The sequence below is a fragment of the Cohnella phaseoli genome (genome assembly GCF_003386235.1).
Taxonomy (GTDB): Bacteria; Bacillota; Bacilli; order Paenibacillales; family Paenibacillaceae; genus Cohnella; species Cohnella phaseoli.
Window position 1 is genome coordinate 166003 of record NZ_QRDZ01000012.1, and the last position, 20061, is coordinate 186063.

The 20061-nt window shown below is 53.3% G+C and carries 13 protein-coding genes; 11 read left to right on the forward strand and 2 right to left on the reverse strand.

The window, feature by feature from the left end; all coding sequences use genetic code 11:
* Positions 1-122: 122 nt before the first annotated feature.
* Positions 123-1049 (forward strand): nucleoside hydrolase, encoded by a 927-nt coding sequence (locus tag DFP98_RS16475; RefSeq protein ID WP_246016570.1) that lies wholly within the window; start codon positions 123-125, stop codon positions 1047-1049.
* Between the two features lie 600 nt (positions 1050-1649).
* On the opposite strand, the gene DFP98_RS16480 is transcribed toward DFP98_RS16475, so the two are convergent.
* Together DFP98_RS16480 and DFP98_RS16485 are read right to left on the reverse strand one after the other, a co-directional pair.
* Positions 1650-2375 carry a response regulator gene (locus tag DFP98_RS16480; protein WP_116061702.1) on the reverse strand — a complete coding sequence of 242 codons (726 nt, stop codon included), beginning with the start codon at positions 2373-2375 and terminating at the stop codon, positions 1650-1652.
* A 3-nt stretch (positions 2376-2378) separates the two neighbouring features.
* On the reverse strand, positions 2379-4283 hold the full coding sequence (locus tag DFP98_RS16485; RefSeq protein ID WP_116061703.1) for a sensor histidine kinase: 1905 nt from the start codon (positions 4281-4283) through the stop codon (positions 2379-2381).
* Between the two features lie 188 nt (positions 4284-4471).
* Between DFP98_RS16485 and DFP98_RS16490 the strand changes: the two genes are divergently transcribed.
* The 10 genes from DFP98_RS16490 (at position 4472) to DFP98_RS16535 (ending at position 19913) form a co-directional block, all read left to right on the forward strand.
* The gene (locus DFP98_RS16490; RefSeq protein WP_116061704.1) at positions 4472-5824 is read left to right on the forward strand and encodes an ABC transporter substrate-binding protein; all 1353 of its coding nucleotides are present in this window, start codon (positions 4472-4474) and stop codon (positions 5822-5824) included.
* Positions 5825-5914: 90 nt separating this feature from the next.
* Positions 5915-6787 (forward strand): carbohydrate ABC transporter permease, encoded by an 873-nt coding sequence (locus tag DFP98_RS16495; RefSeq protein WP_116061705.1) that lies wholly within the window; start codon positions 5915-5917, stop codon positions 6785-6787.
* Entirely contained in the window at positions 6784-7605 is an 822-nt protein-coding gene (locus DFP98_RS16500) for a carbohydrate ABC transporter permease (RefSeq protein WP_220377117.1), read from the forward strand. The genes DFP98_RS16495 and DFP98_RS16500 overlap by 4 nt, the downstream gene beginning before the upstream one ends.
* 8 nt (positions 7606-7613) lie before the next feature.
* Complete coding sequence (locus DFP98_RS16505; RefSeq protein ID WP_116061706.1) at positions 7614-8483, forward strand: helix-turn-helix transcriptional regulator; 870 nt, start codon at positions 7614-7616, stop codon at positions 8481-8483.
* Between the two features lie 16 nt (positions 8484-8499).
* On the forward strand, positions 8500-9843 hold the full coding sequence (locus tag DFP98_RS16510; RefSeq protein WP_116061707.1) for an alpha-L-fucosidase: 1344 nt from the start codon (positions 8500-8502) through the stop codon (positions 9841-9843).
* A 193-nt stretch (positions 9844-10036) separates the two neighbouring features.
* Entirely contained in the window at positions 10037-11110 is a 1074-nt protein-coding gene (locus DFP98_RS16515) for a Gfo/Idh/MocA family protein (RefSeq protein ID WP_116061708.1), read from the forward strand.
* 23 nt (positions 11111-11133) lie between these two features.
* Positions 11134-13542: a glycoside hydrolase family 95 protein gene (locus DFP98_RS16520; protein WP_116061709.1), complete on the forward strand. Its 2409-nt coding sequence runs from the start codon at positions 11134-11136 to the stop codon at positions 13540-13542.
* 552 nt (positions 13543-14094) lie between these two features.
* Complete coding sequence (locus DFP98_RS16525; protein ID WP_181917729.1) at positions 14095-16479, forward strand: glycoside hydrolase family 2 protein; 2385 nt, start codon at positions 14095-14097, stop codon at positions 16477-16479.
* A 24-nt stretch (positions 16480-16503) separates the two neighbouring features.
* Complete coding sequence (locus DFP98_RS16530; RefSeq protein ID WP_116061711.1) at positions 16504-18240, forward strand: sensor histidine kinase; 1737 nt, start codon at positions 16504-16506, stop codon at positions 18238-18240.
* A complete protein-coding gene (locus DFP98_RS16535) occupies positions 18237-19913 on the forward strand; it encodes a response regulator (RefSeq protein ID WP_116061712.1) in 1677 nt (558 codons plus the stop codon). The genes DFP98_RS16530 and DFP98_RS16535 overlap by 4 nt, the downstream gene beginning before the upstream one ends.
* Positions 19914-20061: the final 148 nt, after the last annotated feature.

Consider the following 20061-nt stretch of genomic DNA (forward strand, 5'->3'; position numbering starts at 1 on the left):
TTAGGATGCTACGATAGGATACGACGCAATGGCTATTAAGCTAATGATTTCAATTTGTTTAGTCCTGGCTTGGAAGTGCATTCGAGGAAAAGTATCGTTATCACGGGAAGGGGAGTTTGCGGTTGCATCCAATTTTCGAACGGTTTCCTTATCGGGTACCGGCCAATAAACGCGTGCGCGTTATAGTCAATACCGATGCAGCGAACGAGGCGGACGACCAGTATGCGATCGTGCAGGCACTGCTGACGCCAAAGCTGGATATACGCGGATTTGTTGCGACGCATTTTGGCACGAATAGAACGGATACGTCCATGGAGCAGTCCTATGACGAGATCCAGCGGATTTTGCGATTGATGGACATGAGCGAAGATTACCACGTATACCGGGGTTCGACCGGTTGCCTCAACCTCGACTCTCCAGTTATAAGCGAGGGAGCGCAGTTTATCGTTGACGAGGCGATGCGGGACGATGCGACGGAGCCGCTATTCGCGATCTTCCTCGGCGCCATTACGGACTTGGCGGCGGCCTACAAGGCCAAACCCGAAATCGCCGGAAGATTGACGGCAGTCTGGATCGGAGGCGGCGCTTACCCGCATGGCGGAGAGGAATTTAATCTGGGCAACGACGTCGCTGCCGCCAACATCGTGTTCGGGTCCGACATCCCGCTGTGGCAGGTTCCGAGAGACGTCTATAAAATGCCGCGCGTCTCGCTCGCGGAGCTTGCCGTCAAGGTAAAGCCATGGGGAGCAATCGGCGAATATCTGTTCCGCCAATTGGAAGAATTCAATATGCTGCCGACGCATACGCTGCGCTGGCCGCCCGGAGAGTCGTGGAATATGGGCGATTCGCCGGCGGTGTCCCTGCTGATCGACGATCAGAATTTCGATTACGAGCTGCGGCACGCCCCGGTAATTCGAGACGATATGGGCTACGATCATCCTGGAACGGCAAGACAAATCCGGGTATACAAAAGCGTAGACTCCCGGTTCATTATGGAGGATCTGTACGCCAAGCTTCAGCTTTTTTACGAGCTGAAATCTTCCGAGTAAGGGAAATAGGGAAATTACGAATAGGCAGCCCTCAGGGACTGCCTATTCGCGCGGAGGGGCTATCCCATAAAGGATGACGTAAGGCTTATTTGATCCGTCTGAGCCGATAACAGGTGAATAAGTGTCTGGGAGGGACTAAATCGATCCGTCTGACCGGATGCCAGGTGAATAAGTGTCTGGGAGGGACTAAATCGATCCGTCTGACGGGATGCCAGGTAAATAAGTGTCTGGGAGGGACTAATTCGATCCGTCTGAGCCGATGACAGGTGAATAAGTGTCTGGGAGGGACTAAATCGACCCGTCTGAGCCGCTGACAGGTGAATAAGTGTCTGGGAGGGACTAAATCGACCCGTCTGAGTCGGTGACAGGTGGATAAGTGTCTGGGAAGGACTAATTCGATCCGTCCGAGCCGATGACAGGTGGATAAGTGTCTGGGAGGGACTAAATCGATCCGTCCGAGTCGGTGACAGGTGAATAAGTGTCTGGGAGGGACTAAATCGATCCGTCTGAGTCGGTGTTGGGTGGATAAGTGCGCGAGACGGTCTTAAACGATCCACCCGAGCCGATAGAGAAATCAGGAAAATTCAGCCCCGTACGCACTCATTTCTGATAATCGCGAGGAGTCATCCCCGTAGCCTGCTTGAAAATGCGGCTGAAATAAAACGGATCGCCGTAGCCGACCTGTTCGCCGACCGTCTTGACGGGCAAATCTTTACGATGCTTGAGCAGATGCTTCGCTTCGTTGATTCTTAATGTAGCAATATATTTCGACGGCGCCTCGCCGGTATGCTTGAGGAAAATTTTGCTTAAATACGCGGAGGAGAAGTTGAATTGCTTGGCAAGCTGCTCCAGGCTAATTTCCTCGTGAAAATGCTCGCGCAAGTATTGCTGAACGCGCTGCACCGTTTTCTCGATGTCATTGGCTTCGATAATAGGCTCCTTCGAGAGCTGTGCCCGAACGTCGTCCAGTACATCCGCGAGATCCTGCTGCTTGACCGGCTTCAGCAGATAGTGCTTGACGTTGAATTTCATCGCTTGCCGGGCGTATTCGAAGTCGGCATATCCGCTGGCGATAATGATCGCGGTTCTCGGATAATACTTATGCACCTCTTCGATCAGCCTCAGCCCGTCCATGACGGGCATGCGAATGTCCGTGATGAGCAGTTGCGGCTGCACGCGCCGGACGAGCTCCAAAGCTTCTTCTCCATGCGTCGCTTCGCCGACGACGGCGAAGCTTTGCCGGCTTTGCTCGATTTTGCGGATCAAGCCGCTGCGAATCAGATCCTCGTCCTCCGCAATTACCGTTGAATACGTAATGTCCCTCATGACTTATCCCTCCTGATGCAGCAGCCCTCCGATGCGTACGGACGCACCGCCCTCCGGAAGGTTGCGAATTTCAAAAATTTTATGTTCGCCATAAATCAAATTCAATCTTAAATAAATATTGAGAAGCCCCATTCCGTTTAGCTCCAGCGCCGGAAGGTTGCTCTCCTTCTCCAGCGAAGCGAGTTTGGCTTGCAGCCGGGCGAGCTTATCCGGTTCAAAGCCGCTTCCGAAGTCTCTCACTTCGATCTGCCACCTGGAGTCGGTCATCGTGCCGATAATTTCGACCCTCCAGGGAGGAGCTTGGGAAGTGCCGAATTTAATGCAGTTTTCGACTAGTGGCTGTACAGCCAGCTTGGGTATCGTCTGCGCTAGCAGCTCGTCCGGCACGGAAACGCAGTAAGTCAGCCGTTCGCCGAAGCGAATCTGATTGACTTCCAAATAGTTGATCGTGTTCATCAGTTCGTCTCTCAGCGGCACTTGCCGCTCCTTAGAGGTAATGTACCGCAGGAAATCCGACATATGCTCGATCGTCGCAATCAGCGGCCCGTTCATCTGCTGCTCGGCCATTTCCTGAAGATTGGCTAACGTATTGTACAGGAAGTGAGGATTCATCTGAGATTGCAAGGCGTTCAACTGCGCTTGCAGACTTTGCGCCTCGGCCAGCAGCAGGTTGTCCAGCGACTGCTTCAGCCGCTCGCTCATGCTCTGGAACGCATCGTGCAGCTCGTCCAGCTCGATGAAGCCGCTTTTCATTTTCTGCTGGGCGATAATGTTGGAACCGATATGCTCGAACGAGAAGTTGCGTACCGCGCGACGAATCCGATAGATCGGGAACGTAATTTTGTTGGCTGCATAGAAGCTTAGGCCGATACCGAGAGCAAGGAGCACGAAGGCGGTGCCGAACAGCTGAAACGTAAATCTCTTAAGCGGCCGGAACAAGTCGCTTTCCGAAGTCGTCAGAATCGTATACCAGCCGGTCGACGCGGAATAGTGCAGCGACAGCAGCTGCTTCTCCTCCGTGACGGGATCGGTGAAAGGAAGACTGCGATAAGAGTCGCTGCTCCCGTCTATCGGGGCAACGAGGCTGCGGAACGCTTCGCTTCGCTGGCTGTCGTGGTCGAACGGATAGATAATCCGACCTTCCCGGTTAAGCACGTAAATATGTCCGTTATACGGATTGTTGCTCTCGAAATCGGCAGCGCTTGCAAGAATGCGGTGCGCGTACTGCTTGACCTCAATCGCTCCGATCGGCACGTTATATTCGTCGTACAGCAGCCGATAGAGCGAGATGGAGTATTTTCCGACTTCGGAAGAATAATACTTGGACAGCTGCAAATCCAGGTTCGGGTCGGATACGAGCTTGCCTGGAGGCCCCTGCCGCAATTGCTCGATAAACGGTTTCTCCTCCGGCTTGTAGGCTTGCTCCCGGTTGTCGAAGCCGGTGCCGTAATAGCGGCCGTTAAAAGCGTACAAGTAGATTTGCTCCGCCAGTCTGGACGGCCCGATGATAGCGGTCAGCGCGTCGGTCAGCACCTTGGCGTCGTTGTTCTGCCGAATACGCTGCTGCGCGGCCGAGTCCATACCGTCGCCGGCTTGGCCGGAGGTTGCCGGGGGCGCTTCGTTTTCTTCCTGGATTTCGTCGGGCGCCCTTCTGTCGGACATGTAGCTGGCGAAACGCTCCTTGACCAGATTGGAGTACATCACGTTCAGGGAAACCCGATTGAGCTGCTCGATCTGCTGAACGAGCTGGTCCTGGATTGAGACGCCAAAGCTTTCCAGCGTGCTCATCGCTTGTCCTCGCAATTGATTAGTCGACCAGGAGTAGAAGAAGAGAACGAAAGTGGCGAAGACGATCAGGATAATGGAGGAATACGTCAGAAACAAAGCCGTTTTCATACTTTTAAACATGATTTCGTACTCCTTGTGCTAAACTTAACTAAACATTTTAAATTATACCTGATATTTTTATGTATGTAAGCGGTTAAATTTAGACAAGTTTAGGATTGATTAATCTATGGAGGAAAAAAATCAGCTCACTATACTTAAAGTATCATCCATCGATGAGCTAACGAACAACGAACAGGGGGATTAGGGAAATGAAAAAGTGGACGACGACATTGCTTTCCGTACTTCTGATTATGACGGCGGTGCTGGCCGGCTGCGGCGGCAACGACAAGGGCGAACAAGGCAGCGCTTCTCCATCGGCCGGAGCCAGCGGGACTTCCGAGCAGGGAGGAAGCAAAAAGAACGTGACGCTGACGTATATGGCGAGCCAGGGCTGGATCAAAGATTCCGAGATGGAGCTGGCGAAGAAATTTGAAGAACAAACCGGCATTAAAATCGATTTTCAAATTGTACCCTCCGACCAATATTTCAACGTGCTGAAAACGAAGCTGAATGCCGGAGAGGGTCCCGACATTTTCGGCGGGCAGAGCGGCTACAGCGAAATTACGATGAATTATAACGTAGAGAAAAACGCAGTCGATCTGAGCGATCAGGAATGGGTGAAGCGCGAGGACCCGCTGTCCGTGGAGCAGCTTACCGCTAACGGCAAAGTGTATGCGCTTACGATCTGGGACACATACAGCAGCTTCGTGATCGCGTATAACAAAAAGCTGTTCAACGAGCTGAATCTGGAAGTTCCCAAAACCTACGCAGAGTTCAAAAATGCGTCGCTCAAGATTCAGGAAGCCGGCGTTACGCCGATCTATCAACCGATCGCCGACGGGTGGCATCACGTGCTCTGGTTCTCTGAGCCTGGGCCGAACTACGAAGAGCTGGAGCCGAATCTCTATGACGATCTGAACCAGAACAAAAAGAAGTTCGTAGACAGCAAGGCGATGCTGGACTCCTTGACGCAGCTGAAGGAAATGTACGACTTGAACTTCTTCGGCGACAATACGCTCTCCGATACGGGATCCGATACGGTGGCGAAACTGGGCAGCGGCGAATTCGCGATGAGCCTGGTGGCGCAGAGCGCGGCGCTCGAAATCGCGGAGGAGTACGAGGAGTTCGAGATCGAGGACATCGGTTTCTTCCCGATTCCGCTGACGGACAACCAGATCTACTACATCAATCCGGGCGGACCAAGCAAATTCATCTACTCCGGCTCCAAGTACATCGAGGAAGCGAAGCAGTATTTCAACTTCCTGACGGAACAGGAAAACCTGCAATACATGCTGGACAACGACGCGACGATTTCCAACTTGAACTTCCCGGATCTTAAAAACAAATACACCGTCGAACAGCAAAAAATGTTCGATAGCTATCCGAAGCGCGGGACCGATATTCAAAACTATGTCAACTACGTGAATCCGCAATGGATGGACATCGGCAAAGATATGGTCGCGATGCTATCCGGCGTCATTCAGCCGATCGACGTGTTGAAGAGCATCGACCAGCGCCGCGCAGAAATGGCCAAGGTGGCGCAGGACCCGAACTGGAAGTAGGTTCGGCGAGCCGCACAGAATCAAGGTTGGCAATGGCCCGGAAGCTGGCCGTTGCCAATCTTCATTCCAGGGGGAAAGAGGGGATTTGCGATGAATCGAGCTGTCTATCCGTTTTATTTTGGCGTCGCGACTTTGGTCGTCTATTCGATCTTTTTCGTGGTGCCGGGCATTATGGGGATTTATTATTCGTTTACCGACTGGAACAGCTATACGGACGAAATCCATTTTGTCGGCTTCGACAATCTGGCGAAAATTTTCTCCGGAGAAGCAAAGTATCTTAGCTACATTGAAAATACACTGGTGTTCACAATCAGCACGGTCGTGCTCAAGACGGCGCTCGGTCTGCTCTTCGCGATTATGCTGAACGACGGCATCCGGGCGAAGGGGTTCCATCGCGTCATGCTGTTCATGCCCTCCATCGTCCCTATGCTCGTTGTCGGTCTGATTTTCAAGTCGGTGCTGAATCCGGCCACAGGATTACTGAACGAATCGCTGAGGGCGATCGGCCTTGAGTTTATGACGCAGAAATGGCTGACCGATCTGAACTGGGCTTTCAAGTCGATCATCGCGGTGGATATCTGGAAGGGAGTCGGCTACATTATGATCATTTTGCTGGCCGGCTTGCAGTCGATCGATAAAACCTACTACGAGGCGGCGGCCATAGACGGAGCGAACTTCTGGCAGAAGCTGATGCGCATTACGATTCCACTCATTATACCGGCGCTCGTGGTCACGACGGTACTGAACCTGCTGCATGGGCTAAAAGTATTCGAGGCGGTATACGTGCTGACCAACGGCGGGCCGGGTTATGCGACGGATGTTATGTATACGGCGATATTTAAGGAGTTTTCTACCGGAAATTACGGAATGGGCACGGCGCTTTCTTCCGTCCTGTTCGTCGTCATGACGGTGCTCGGCTACTTTGTCGTACGTCTGATGTCGAGGGAGGGGAACGAACGATGATGAACCGGGGAATCCTGCCGGTATTGCGTAATTCCATTGCCTGGATCCTGAGCGCGATCATGTTCATACCGCTGCTGCTCGTCTTCGTCAACTCCTTCAAGACAAGAGCAGAGGCTAACGGGATGAATATGTCTTTGCCGAAGGCATTCCAATGGTCGAACTATTCGATCGTTATCGAGGAAGGAAAGCTGATTCAGTCGTTCTTCAACAGTCTTCTGTATGCGTGCGGGGCGACCGTCGGCAGCATCCTGCTCGCCTCGCTGGCCGCTTACGTGTTCTCGCGCAACCGGACTCGGCTGAACAAAGCGATGTACTTTTATCTGATCATGGGGATTGCGATGCCGACCAACTTCGTCACCTTGATGAAGGTGATGCAGTGGACGCATCTGATCAATACGCAGACCGGCATCATTCTGATGCTGGCGGCGTCCAGCATTCCATTCAGCGTGTTTCTGATCTACGGTTTTGTCGGAGGCGTGCCGCGGGAGCTGGACGAAGCGGGAATCGTCGACGGCTGCTCGCCGGTCCGACTGTTCGTATCGGTCGTGATGCCGATGCTGACGCCGGTGCTGGTGACGGTTGCGATTCTGAATTTTATGGGTTCGTGGAGCGATTTTATCCATCCCCTGTACTTCCTGAACAATTCGGATAAGTGGCCGATGACGTTGGCCGTATACAATTTCTTCGGTCGTTTCCAGGTGAACTGGAACCTGGTTTCGGCGGACATCGTGCTGACGACGCTTCCGGTCATTGTCATTTATTTGCTCGGCCAGAGATTCATCATCTCCGGCATGACGGCCGGTTCGGTCAAAGGGTAAAGAGGGTGATGAAGCTGCTATCGCAACGGGATACGCAATGCGTCGACGGCTCCTGGCATGTTGCCGCCATGCAGGTCCGGCAGACGCAAACGCTGGAAGGCCGCAGCGATACCGTGGACCTGCTCTGGCTATGCGAGGGCAAGGCGTATGCGGAGCGAGGGGGCTGGAAGCAGGCGCTGCAAAGCGGCGATTTGCTGATCGACGGACTGCTCGGAGCGCGGACGTCGGTCGTGCCAGCCGCGGCGGGCGGCTGCCGTCTGCTGCATCTCCGTTTGCCTGCTGAGCTGCTGCTCGGCTTGCCGCAGGGCGGAAGGCTGCTGGCGATGCTGTATGCGGCGTGCGCTGGCGAGATCGTCCGCCCGCACGCATGGTGGGCGCAGGCGATGCGGAAGGCGGCTGAAAGCTTGGCCTCACAGCAGAAGGGCGTAGTCGGTCAGGGCGGCAGGCCTCTGCTTCAATATGCGAAGCTAATCGAACTGCTCGGTTATCTGTACGAAGGCTTGAGCAGGGAGCTGGCAGGGCAGCAGCGGGAAGACGTCGTTCAGGCGGTGGAGGAGAAGCTGCTGGATGCGGTCGCCTATATGATCGAGCATGTAACGAGCGATCTCGACATACGGACGGTCATTTGCCGAAGCGGGCTGGGCAAGACGCAGTTTTACGAGGAGTTTCGCAGCCTGGTCGGCATGAATCCGAAGTCTTTTATTCATCGGTTGCGCATCCGGATGGCGATTCGCCTGCTGCGCACCTCGAATTTGAGCGTGACTTCCATCGCATACGAATGCGGCTACAGGTCGTTGAACTATTTTCATAAGCATTTTAAGGAGTTGTATGCGGTCACGCCGCGCGAATTTCGCAATCTGGACAGAGCGACAGGTTAAGAGGAGGAGCAGTACAATGGCTAACGACAATGGGCAAACGGCCGCTAAAAATCGGCAGGACATTTTGGCGGCGCACGATCCGCGCAGCGAATGGTTCACGGAGGCCAGGTTCGGGCTGTATATTCACTGGGGGCTGTACGCCTTGGGCGCGCGTCATGAATGGATGCGATCCCGGGAATTTCTGAGCAATGAGGAGTACGAAAAATATTTCCGGCGCTTCGACCCCGATCTGTACGATCCGGCCAAGTGGGCCAAGCTGGCTGCCGATGCCGGGATGAAATATATGGTGGTAACGACCAAGCACCACGAAGGCTTCTGTTTGTGGGATTCCAAGCTGACCGAATACAAGGCGACCAACACGCCTTACGGCAAGGATTTGCTGCGACCGATGCTGGAGGCTTTCCGCTCGGAGGGCGTCCGAACCGGGCTGTACTATTCGTTGCTGGACTGGCATCATCCCGACTATACGGTGGATGTGAAGCATCCGATGCGTTACAACAAGGAATACGTCGCGATGGACGCGCAGCGGAACTGGCAGAACTATGTGGATTATATGCATGGACAGACGCGAGAGCTGCTGACGGAATACGGCGATATCGACGTACTGTTCCTCGATTTCTCCATTCCTTCCGAAGAGGGCTTCCCGGGAAAAGGAAAGGAAGAGTGGCAGAGCGAGCGGTATGTAGACATGGTGCGTTCGCTGCAGCCGAATACGCTGATTAACGACCGGCTCGGCGTGCCGGGCGATATTACGACACCGGAGCAGTATCAGCCGCGGGAGTGGATCAAGGTCGACGGCAAGCCGGCGCTGTGGGAAGCCTGCCATACGTTCAGCGGCTCGTGGGGCTATTATCGCGACGAGGAATCTTGGAAAAGCACGGAGCAAATTCTTCGTATGCTGATCGACACGGTGAGCAAGGGCGGCAACTTCCTGCTGAACGTCGGTCCCAATGCTCGCGGCGAGTTGGACGAACGGGCGGTCGAGCGGCTGGAGGAGATCGGCGTGTGGATGAGGAAGCATGAGCGTTCCATTCACGGCTGCACGGCTGCGCCGGCCCATCTGCCGCCATGTCCGGAGGATTGCAGGTTTACGTACAATCCGAAGACGAATCGGCTATACCTGCATCTGTTCGCATGGCCGTTCAAGCAGATTCATCTGGCTGATTTCTCCGGAATGGTGGAATACGCTCAACTGCTGGACGACGCTTCGGAGATTCGCATGGTGGCAGGCGAGAAGAAGCTGACGATGGAGGCGGGCGCGTTCGACGAAGGCCGTCCGGCTAATATGCTGACGCTGCAGCTGCCGGTCAAGAAGCCTAAGGCGACGATACCGGTCATCGAGCTGTTTTTGAAAGGCTAGGGCGTGTAGGCAAACCCGCTCAGGGGCATCTATCACCGCCTTTTCGCTCCCTGCTTCGTCACTTTTGCTTGACGTACCCCCGGTACGCCTTCACAAAAGTTCCTTGCATGGAACGAAAATTCGGCCAAATCTGCTGTCCTCGGAGTATGTATACACGCCCTAGCGCGCGAACGGAGAGAGGGAGGAAATGATCATGAAAAAAAGATACCGGATGGGCGTCATTGGATTGGGAGAAGGCCGCAGCATTATGTCGGCCGCGTTGCACAGCGAGCGGTTCGAGCTGGCGCAGGTATGCGATCTGAATGAGGAGCTGTGTCGCCAGCGGGCGCAGGAGTTCGATTTTCACCGTTGGACGACCTCTTACGAGGAGATGCTGGCCAATGACGAGATCGACGTCATCGCGATCTATACGCCGGACCAGCTTCACTTCACACATATTAGGCAGGCGGTTGAGGCCGGCAAGCATGCGATCTGTACGAAGCCGGTGCTGCCTTCGCTTGACGACGCCGCGAAGCTGCTCGCCTTTATGAAGCAGACGGATCGTAAGCTGTTTATCGGCCAGAGTACGCGTTATTTCGAGCCGATGCTTCATCAGCGCCAGGATTTCGAAGCAGGCAAGCACGGCGAACTGTCGGTCGTGGAGACGCACTACATTACGGATGGGCGCTGGTTTCTGGATAAGGGCTGGAGCAGGCAGAAAGGCTTCAGTTGGTTCCATGGCTTTATGATTCACGCGGTCGATCTCGTACGTTGGTACATTCCCGACGTATCGGAGGTGTCCGGGTTTGCGCGGACGAGCGCCAATACGAAGGCTTTCGGGCTGGAGGCGTGGGATTCGCTGCGTTTTATCGCCCGTAACGAAGCGGGACAGATCGCAACGATGGCCGGGGATTACGCGCTGCCTACGCTTGGTCAGCACGCCCAATCGCAAATCGGCTGCGTTCTTCGCGGGACGCAGGGCGTAACGCGGGCGGAATACTCGAACCTGACGTATTACACGCATTTTGCCGGAGAGGGGCCTAAGGTGCATTCCTTTGACGACAAGGAGCCGTATTACTTCCGATTTGAGAACAAGAGCCATCATGCCGGAGAATACCAGAACTACATCGAATACTTCGCGGATTGCCTGGATCGGGGCGAAGCGCCGCTGCCGGACGCGCGGGAGGCGGTTCATACGCTGGCGTTGATGGAAGCGATGACCAGAAGCGTACAGCGCGGAGGACAGCCCGTCAAGCTGGCCGAGGTGATCGCCGAGTACGGATTGTAGAAGGAACGGGAGGCGTCGAGCCGATGGAACTGAAGTACAACCGGCCCGCCGAAGCGTGGACCGAGGCTCTGCCGGTCGGCAACGGCAGGCTTGGCGGTATGGTATTCGGCGGGATTGAGCAGGAGCGCGTCAGTCTGAACGAGGATACGCTGTGGTCGGGTTATCCGCGCGACTGGAACAATCCGAAGGCTTTGCAGGTCCTTCCCGAGGTGCGGCGGGCCGTACGGGAAGGCCGGTACGAAGACGCCGAGCGGCTCAGCAAAGCGGGCATGATGGGGCCTTACACGCAGGCCTTCATGCCGCTCGGCGATTGGCATATTCGTTTCTATCACGGCCATTTCGCCGACGATTACCGTCGCTCTCTGAATCTGGAGGACGCCAGCGCGACGGTCAGCTACGAAATCGGCGGGGTCCGCTACACTCGGGAGCTGATCGCTTCGCATCCCGATCAGGCGCTGGCGTACCGGATTGCCGTGAATCGGCCGGGCAAGCTTGTTTTGAAGGCGTGGCTGGACAGCCCGCTTCGCTCGACGACGGCCTGGCAGGACGGCGGGGAAGACGAGGCGTTCTATGCCGTACAGGGCGACTGTCCGTACGAAGTCAGCCCGAACTATGTGCACGATCCGGAGCCGGTTAAGTACGATTCGGAAGCGAACGGCCGCACGATCGCGTTCGAGGGTCGGCTGGCGTGTCGGACGGATGCCGGAGCAAGGCTGAAGGTCGATCATACGGGCATCTACATCGAACAGGCGACGGAGGTTGTTTTTTTCTTTGCTGCGGGGACGAGCTTTGCCGGCTTTGACCGGATGCCGGACCGCGCGACGTTCCCGCCCGGCGAGCTGGCGGAGCGGCGGCTGCGAAAGGCGATGCAGAGATCGTTCGCGGAGCTGAAGCGGCGGCACGAGGACGATTATCGGCCGCTGTTTCAGCGCGTCCGTTTTCGCCTGCGTTCCTCCTTGCCCGAAGAGGTACGGGAATGGACGACGGACGAACGACTTCGGCAATACGGGGCGGACGATTCGGAGCTGGCGGCGCTGTTTTTTCAATACGGCAGGTATTTGCTTCTGGCTTCCTCCCGTATCGGCACACAACCGGCCAATTTGCAGGGCATCTGGAATCCGCATATCCGGCCGATCTGGAGCTGCAACTATACGCTGAACATCAATCTGCAAATGAATTACTGGTTGGCGGAAACGGCCAATCTGGGCGAATGCCATGAGCCGCTGCTGCAGTTCGTCGAGGATCTGTCCGTCACCGGCGAGGAGACTGCCCGCATTCATTACGGCTGCAGAGGCTGGACGGCGCATCACAATTCGGACTTGTGGCGGCAGTCCGCTCCCCCCGGCAACTACGGGGACGGCAATCCGCTGTGGGCGAATTGGCCGATGGGCGGGATTTGGTTGTGCCGGCATCTGTGGGAGCATTATTTGTTCACTCGGGATGAGAGGTTTCTGCGAGAAAAGGCATATCCGGTGCTCAGGAAAGCGGCTCTGTTCTGCCTGGACTGGGTACAGTTGAACGAGGCCGGAGAGTATATGACCAACCCCTCCACCTCTCCCGAGCATCGCTTCCGGCTGCCGGACGGCAGAACGCCGGCGTTAACGGTCGCTTCCACGATGGATGTCAGCCTTATCCGAGAGCTGTTGGCTCATTGCCTAGAGGCGTGTGAGCGGCTGGGTCTGGAAGACGAGCTTCTTCCGGAGATGAGGAAGGTGCTGGAGGGACTGCCCGCAACGAAGATCGGCAGCCGCCAACAAATTCAGGAATGGTATTACGATTTCGACGACGAGGACGAGGAGCATCGCCACGTATCGCATCTCTACGACCTGTTTCCCGGCGCGGCTTGGGGCGAGAACAGGCAGATGCATTTGTTCGAGGCGGCCAAGCGTACGCTGGAGCTGCGGGGAGACGGCGGCACGGGCTGGAGCATCGGCTGGAAAATCGCCCTGTGGGCGCGTCTTCGCGACGGCAACCGCGCTTTCGACATCGTGCGTCGCCTGCTGGTCGAAGTCGAGGACGACGGCGTTATGGACTTCCATCGGGGCGGCCTGTACGCGAATCTGTTCGTCGCGCATCCGCCGTTCCAAATTGACGGCAACTTCGGGGCAACAGCTGGAATCGTCGAGATGCTGCTGCAATCGCACGAAGACCGGCTTGACTTGCTGCCGGCTCTGCCGGAAGCCTGGCAGGAGGGCGAAATCAGCGGGCTGAAGGCGAGGGGCGGGCTTACTGTCGATTTGCGTTGGGAGCTCGGCAAGCTGACATATGCTCGCATTGTCGCTCCGTCGGCTCAACCGCTGCGCGTGGCTTACAGGTATCCCGTTCAGGTGCTGTCCGCCGAGACAGGCGAACCGTTAACGGAGCAAGCCGCATTGGAGCATGAGATTACCGCGCTAGAAGGCCGGATCTATGTGATCCGACCGGCGGAGTGAATTGGCTTTCGATATCGGATCCAGACCCTCATGGGCAGGAAGAGGCTATCCCAAAAGTAAGTTCTAGCTCACTTTTAGAACAGCTTGCTTGAGAAAAAAAGGTTCCTAAATGAAAAATGACGGCGTTAAGGGTGCTGACCCTGCGCCGTCATTTCGTGTTTTAGGTCTACTGCGGCCTTCTTGAGCAAATTATGGGCAAGCGAAAGCCATCCGATCTCTAAGCTTACTTGTTCAAAGTTAATCTGATTGCACGTTTTTCAGATCCGTGTTTGCACCGTGCAGAGGCTGACAAACGGGGTAGAAAAGTAAAAGAGTATCTATTTTCATGTAAAGAAGTATCTCTACAAATCGACAACAGCGGAGAATAGAATGAATTTAGTGCCAGAATGAGAGGAAGAGATACGTTTGAATATTCGACATAGTCTGGATGAGGTTGAGCGTTTATCCTTTAATCCCGGTTCCATACCCTTCAGCGGGAAATCCATAGGTGTTAGAATGGAAAGAATAACTCCCCAAGTTTCATCGGAATCGGGTTTTGCCCGGAAATACGTATTGGATGATCAATGGTTCATCGCCGAGCATTCCGAGGAAACGAACGGGCCGGCGGGGGAGTGGTGGCCGGCTGTCGTTCCTGGAAGCGTTCACACCGCATTGATGAATGCCGGAATCATTCCCGATCCCTATGTAGGGAAAAACGATTCGATTGCAAGAGCTCAGAGTTTCCGCACATGGTGGATTAAAAAAGAATTCGAGATTCCGGCCGATTTCGCAGCTATGCGAATTGTATTCAACGGGGTATGCGACTCCTGCACGGTTTGGTTCAACGGGCATCAAATTGCTGACAATCAAGGCATGTTTACTTCTTTCGAGTTCGATCTGACCGACAAGGTGTTACGCAAAGGCCGCAGCACCTTGTTGGTTAGACTGGAATCGGCGCCTTACCGGATCAGTACGGGAGAGCCCAACCCATACTGGATCGGCATGAACGTGGGATGGATGGATACGGTAATCTTTAATAACGTGTACGGTTGGCACTATATCGATGTGCCGGCCACAGGCATTTGGAGAACGGTAGTTCTTGAAGAGAAACCTCATGTGGAGATCAAAAATCCTTTTATTGCAACAAAAGACTACATGACCGGCACGATGAATTTGTCTGCTGAGCTGGAGGGAGGGGTACATGAGCGGGAAGGCACGCTGCGTATCGAAATTGAGCCGGATAATTTCGAGGGAAATTCATTCGGCATTGAATATGAAGTCCGGCCGTCCGAGAACGAGCCGGAGCTGCATTTTGAGTTTCAAATTCCTGAACATCGGCTATGGTGGCCTAACGGGTTGGGCGATCCCCATCTGTACCGCATGACCCTCAATTTTATGCCGAAGAAAGGTATCGGTGACCGGAAGCAGGTCATCTTCGGGATAAGGAAGGTTCAATTCGGTCCATTGCCGGGAGGACCGGATCCCGAGATATACAACTGGGCTTTGCAAGTGAACGGCAGAGCTCTCTTTGCCAAAGGAACCAACTGGTGTACGATTGACGCTTTAATGAGATTCGATAAGAGGAGATACGCTCGGTTTATGGATATGGCCCGACGTTCTCACATTCAATTGATGCGCGCTTGGGGGGCGGGATTGCCGGAAACGGACGAGTTTTACGACTTGGCCAATCGCATGGGCATCATGATCTATCAAGAGTGGCCGACGGCCTGGGACAGTCATAAAGTTCAACCGATTCCGATTCTGGAGAAGACGGTAAGACAAAATATGATGCGTCTGCGCAATCATCCGTCGCTCATTCAATGGGGCGGCGGCAACGAGTCGCCCGATCCGACAGGCGTAGCGATAGATATGATGGGGCGTTTAAGCTATGAGCTGGACGGGACCCGAGCATTCAGACGCACACAGCCGTGGGGAGGCAGCTTGAACAATTACGATGTCTATTGGGGACGTCAGTCCCTGGATCGGAATTTGCAGCTGGAGTCGCCGTTTCTCGGCGAGTTCGGTCTAGCCTCGGCTCCGAACCTGGAGTCGGTAAAGAAATATATTCCGCGACACGAGTGGGGAGCATGGCCGCCTCCGCCGTTCGGGACCTTCGCCCATAAGACCCCGGTGTTTAATCGCAATGAAGATATGAGTAGGCTGTCGCACTATGTTGCCGATTTTATCGATAACAGCAGCATGGCTGCATTCGTGCTGGGAACGCAGCTTGCTCAGACTACCGGACTGCGCCATACGCTCGAATTGGCCAGAACCCGCTGGCCGGAAGCGGCAGGGGTTGCCTTCTACAAACTGAACGATAACTGCCCATCTGTCTCCTGGTCGATTGTCGATTGGTATGGCGCTCCTAAACTCGCTTATTATTTTGTTCAGGATGCCTATTCGCCGCTTGCTGCCGTAGTTCTGCTGGACGGCTTGAATCCTGGGGATTCTCCGATGGAAGCGCCTGTTTTTATTCTGGATGATTCCAGTTGTCTCGCCGGTCAAAACTGGGAGGTTGAAGTGACGGCATTCGGTTCGACGCTGCGGGAAGTGAAAAAGACGAGTTTCCGCGGACGTGGCGCGATCCACGTTCGTCGGCAGGTTGGCCAGTTCTCGTTAACGAAGGAGCAAATGAATCATACGCCTTTGTTTATTGTGAGCGAACTGCGCCTGGAGGGTGCGCTCCGATATCGGTCCTTCTACTGGCTGAATTATTTAGCCGACCGAGGCTGTCTGTTCCGTCTGCCGAGAACAACGCTCCAAAGCGAACGGCATCCCGGGAAAATCACAATCCGAAACACGGGCAGCCTGCCTGCCGTAGGCGTGAACATGAGTTCTCCCCATTCAGACGAATTGACAATAGAGGACAATTTTTTCTGGATGAATCCGGGGGAAACGAGAGAGGTCGACATAAGCGGGGATCGGGATGTCTCTTTGCAAGCTTGGAATGTCGATTGAAGATGAGACCTGGAGGGTGGAGCATTGAAGCTTACGAGACCGCGCACCATATACAATCAATTGCTAATGGCCTTCCTGCTGGTAGCGGTGCCGCTCTATGCGGTTAATTTATTTATTAATATGAAAGGAGCGGAACAGAATAAATCGCAAATCGCAAGCTCCTTGCAGTTTCGCGTAAGCTCTTACATCGACAATATGGAAGAAGAGATCGAAAGAATTACCCGACTCAAACGGGATTACGTCATGGATGCCGATCTGTTGCAGCTCAGCACCATCAGCGAGGGCCTTAATATCTTCGAGCGTTTCCGAATCACGCTTGCCTTGCAGAAAAGACTACAGATTATGCAGATGTCCAGTTCGTTGATAAAAAATACCGGGATATGGATCCCTGCCATCGACCGAACGATTACAACATATGAGTATGTGACAAGCATTGACCAAGAATGGTTTGACATTCTTAGTCGGCATAATGAGGATCGGCTGTTGATTACCGGGAGCCGGTTGTTTTTGAGTTTGCCATACCCGGGAAGGGATGTTGTCAACAAAGAGTTGTTATATTTGCTTTCGATAGAGCTTTCGACCGAAGAGATTATCAAGTCCATGACCGGCAAAAGAACGTTTAAAAACGAAGGGTCGCTGCTGTTGGACATACAGGATAACCGCGTTATTGCCAACGCCAGCCAGATTGGGAATACGAAAGAGATCGAACATTTTATTGCCGATGCGGTTCATGAAAACAAGAACAGCGGATCGGGATTTATTCAGGTTGAAAACCGGGAGTTTGCAGCCTATGAAAGTTCCGATTACCTCGGTTTGACCTATATAACCTTTATCCCCCAAAAGGAAATTATGGGGCCTGTTCGACTGTACACCGTTTGGTTCTGGATTCTGTCGATCACCTCCATAGGCTTCATTTTTTTGTTTTCCTATTGGATTCGGCGCATTATTCACAAGCCTTTGGTGTATCTGGTTCAGTCCTTCCGCAGAATGGAGGCGGGGGATTTGCAGATCCAAATTTCCCATGACCGGAGAGACGAATTCGGTTTTCTGTATGAAAGGTTCAACAATATGATTACTAGACTCGTTCAATTGATCCAGGAAGTGTACGAGCAGAAAATCAACAGCCAGAAGGCGGAATTGAAGAGACTTCAGTCGCAGATTAATCCCCATTTTCTGTACAACAACCATTTTATATTGGCCAGATTGATCAAAGCGGGGGACAATGAACGAGCCTACGTCTTTGCCAAGTACATCGGCGAATATTTGCGTTACGTTACGAAGGATGAACAGGACGAAATTACGCTGGAACAGGAATTCCTGTTTGCCAAAGCTTACGCCAACATTCAATCGATTTGTTATACCGAAAGGGTGCGAATCGAATTGGAGCCTCCGCCTCCCCAGTTATGCGCCTTAAAAGTGCCGCGTCTGATTCTGCAGCCGATCCTGGAAAATGCCTTCGAGCATTCGCTTGAGAACAAATTGACGGAAGGAATATTAAAGCTTTCATTCTCGCAGAACGAAAGCTTTGTTTCCGCTTTTATCGAAGACAATGGCGATGATCTGGATTCCTCGGTCCTGGAGCATATTCGCCAAAGCTTGCATGCACGGGAAACGTCCGTGGGCGAAGGGACGGCTTTGATCAATATTCACAATCGGCTGCGGATCAAATTCGGCGACGAGTCGGGTATCCAAGTGTCCCGCAGCAGCTTGGGCGGATTAAGAGTGGAAATCAGGATAAGAGGAGGGAGCGGATCGTTATGAACAGATTACTGATTGTCGACGATTTGACTATTATCGTGCAGAGTATGGTGCAGTTGTTCGAGGATTTACATCGCGAGGACCTGGAGATTCTGTCTGCCGGCTCGGCAATGGAAGCGCTTAATCTAATGAAATCCGTCAAAGTCGATATCGTATTGACCGATATCAAGATGCCCGGTATGACAGGCTTGGAGATGTTGAAGCAAATCAAAGAGCACTGGCCGCGGTGTAAAGTGATTTTCCTGACCAGCTATAGCGACTTCAAATATTCGAAGGAAGCCATTTCGCTCGGGGCGTTCGATTACATTCTGAAGACCGAAGACGATGAGATCATCGTTGAAACTGTCGATAAAGCCATTCAAGCGTTGAACGAAGAATTTGAGCGGGACGAGCTCTATGCCAAAACGAAGGAGCAATTGCAGGAGTCGCTTCCTTACACGCAAAGATCTTACCTCGGAGACCTGCTGAGGGGCAAACAGGTGTCCGCTGAAGTCAGAAGACATCAATTCGATTTGTTGCAAATCCCGCTTGATCCGGCAAAGCCTGTATTCGTGACGATTGGTCGCATAGATAGACAGGCAAGCGATAACCTGGAGCCAGAGGAGATCCAGTCGATTTATTTGGTGCAGCACGTATTCGAAGAATATGCACCGGACAGGTTTCGCTATTTCGCGATTCCGAATGAACCTTCCAAATGTATCTGGCTCATCCAACGGATTGAAAGCGGAGCGGAAAGCGATACGCTATCCGACTCGTTTTCTTCCTGGTTGACCGGAATATTCGAGGACGTTCAGAACACCTGCCGAAACCTGTTTCAGATTCCCCTTTCCGTATTGATCGGCAGCAAGCCTGTGGATTGGCGCGACATTGCGCAAAAATACGACGATCTCTGTTTGGAATTGGGTTGGGGACTGGGCGTAAATCGGGAAATTCTAGTGACGGACGAAGAATTGACCGATCGCACTGCCAATCATGACGAGAACTTACCGGAAGAAGGCGAAGAAGGGCGGCCGCGATTCGAAAGACTGAATCAACTGACGGATTATCTGGAAAACAATCAACGGTGGCTCTTTTTCCAAACCTTTGAAGAATATTTGGATATCTCCTTCAACAGCGGGACGGCCGTCTATCATCGGTTGGGTTATCTTCACGGATTGGCTTCCATTCTTGTTTACTATATTTCCAAAACCAACAGAAGAGCCGTAAATCACGAACTGTACGACCCCAAACGCATTTATTCGGCGATCGATTCGGAATCCGCCAGCGAAATCAAAAGCCGATTTACCGAAGCGGCGTTATATATTTTCGATTGCATCGAGAAAGAACGACGGGAGCAATCCCACGGCGTGATCGAAAAAATTCAAAATTATGTCGAACATAACCTGATGAACGACGTATCCTTGACGACTTTGGCGAAGCTCGTGAATTTTAACTCCTCTTATTTGTCCAGGCTGTACAAGCAAATGACCGGTCGAGGCTTGCGGGAATACGTATTGGATCTGAAGCTGGAGAAGGCTCAATATATGCTGCTTGAAAGCGATATGAAGGTTCAGAATATTGCGCAAGCAGTGGGCTATCAGTCCAGTTTGGCTTTCAGCCGGTTTTTCAAAAGTCAGACGCAAATGACCCCGCAAGAATACCGCGAAGTAAAGAAAAGCATGGAAAAGAGGTCATAACTCGCATCTAACATAAGGAAGTCACGCTGCTTATAATCAAACTGAGATGAGAACGCATTCATCCAAGAAATCAAGGGGGGATCTCAGAGTGTACAGGAAACTCGCATTAGGGGGAGTTGTCGCGGCATGCCTTTTGCTCTCGGCGTGC